The organism is Streptomyces sp. NH27 (genome assembly GCF_056859195.1).
Genome location: NZ_JACEGK010000896.1, coordinates 1 through 1572, shown reverse-complemented (window position 1 = coordinate 1572; position 1572 = coordinate 1). Strand labels below are relative to the sequence as shown.

Genomic DNA, 1572 nt, shown 5'->3' with positions numbered 1-1572 from the left:
GGGATGAGGGGGTGGTGCGGTCGGCCGGACGGCCTGTCCGGTCCTCGCACGCGCGGGGCGAGGGCCGGGCAGGGCGGCGGGTCAGTGGTGGAGCGGGGCGGTGTCGTCCGGGGTGTTGCCGGCTGGCGGGGTGGCCGGGGCCGGGAGGTGGATGCACGGCGTGATCTGGTGGCCGGCGTTGTGGACGTGGGTGAAGGACATCGGGCGCAGGGTCAGTCCGCGCAGCGCGAATGCGGAGGCGGTGGTCCAGGCGAGGGCGGCGAGGCCGGTGGCGACGGTGCGGCCGTCGGCGGGCGCGGCGCTGTAGACCATGGCGATGCTGGCCGTGCCCCAGGCCGTCCAGGTCAGGCGGGCGCCACTGCTGCGGAGGAATCCGCCGACCAGGCCGAAGAGGCCGACCATCTGCCAGAGCGTGTAGACGGTGGAGGCGCTGATCGCCAGGGAGGCGGAGTGCGCCGCGAGGTAGGAGTGGACCGGCTGGTTGACGACGGCGAGTACGCCGTGGGAGGTGGCGGTGCCGGCCTGCACGTGCGGGGCGGCGGTCAGCAGGTGGTGCAGCGCGTTGAGTACGACGGCGGCCGCGCTGTTCAGCAGCAGGATGAGCACGCTGGTGCCGGCGAGCGCGAGCGTGGTCTTCAGCCAGTTCGCCATGCCGTGCCAGCCGAGTTCGGGGGCTTGGCGCAGGTCCTCCCAGCGGTCGTGCAGGAAGCCGTGGTGCCAGGAGTTGTTCCACCGGTTGCGGAGCGCGGCGAGCCGTGGCTGCTTGGGCTGCGGCTTCGGGCGGAGCACCGGGAGGTAGGGGAGCTCCTGGTGGCGCTGGGCGGGGATGTGGTCGTAGGACGGCACGGGGCAGCTCCAAGGGTGTCGATGCTGGTCACGGGGGAGGGCGTGCGAGTGGACCGGGCGGCGGGCCCGGCGGTATGGGCGTCGGTTCGTCCCGGGGACGGCCTGTCCCGCACCCGAAGCCCCTGCCTGCGGGCGGGGTGTCGGATACGAGGCAGGGCGCCCGGAGTTCAGCGGACGTCGTTGCGGGTGCGGGAGAACATCCCGCGCTGGTGGCTGGTGTTGGTGATGGTCGTGTTCTGCACGACGGGCGCCTCGTACACGTTCTTGGTGACCGCGGAGCGGGCCTGGTTGATGGCGCCGCCGATGGCGGTGGCGACCATGGCCAGCCCTGCGAACGGCAGGGTCACCAGCAGCACGCCGTAGAGGGTGACGGAGGCCAGGCCCTGCAGGACCAGCCAGGCGCCGCAGCCGACGCCGGTGATGCCGGCGCCGACACCGATGGAGGCCACGGCGATCCCGGCCGCCCACGCGGGCACGATCCGGTGGTCCTCCTGCGGGACGGGCGGGGTGGTGCCGTACTTCGGCAACGGGGTGTCGTCGCGGAACGACGTCGGGACGCGCGGCGCCGGCGCGGTGAGCGTCTCGGGCTGGTACGCGGCCGCGATGATCCGCTCGGCTTCGGCCTTGGCTTCGGCGTCGGACAGCGGGCGGGAGGTGGTGGGGTCGACGTTCACGGTGGTCTCCAGTCGGGTACGGCAGCGCCCTCCCTGCCGTGGTGGCGGGGAG

2 protein-coding genes are annotated in these 1572 nt (G+C 73.6%); both read right to left on the bottom strand.

Features of this window, described 5'->3' with window-relative positions; translation table 11 throughout:
• Positions 1-81: 81 nt before the first annotated feature.
• Positions 82-846, bottom strand: a complete 765-nt coding sequence (locus AC13HU_RS36865) for a hypothetical protein (RefSeq protein ID WP_483046358.1) — start codon at positions 844-846, stop codon at positions 82-84.
• A 167-nt stretch (positions 847-1013) separates the two neighbouring features.
• Positions 1014-1520, bottom strand: coding sequence for a hypothetical protein (locus tag AC13HU_RS36860; protein WP_483046359.1), 507 nt, complete (start codon positions 1518-1520; stop codon positions 1014-1016).
• Between the last annotated feature and the right edge of the window lie 52 nt (positions 1521-1572).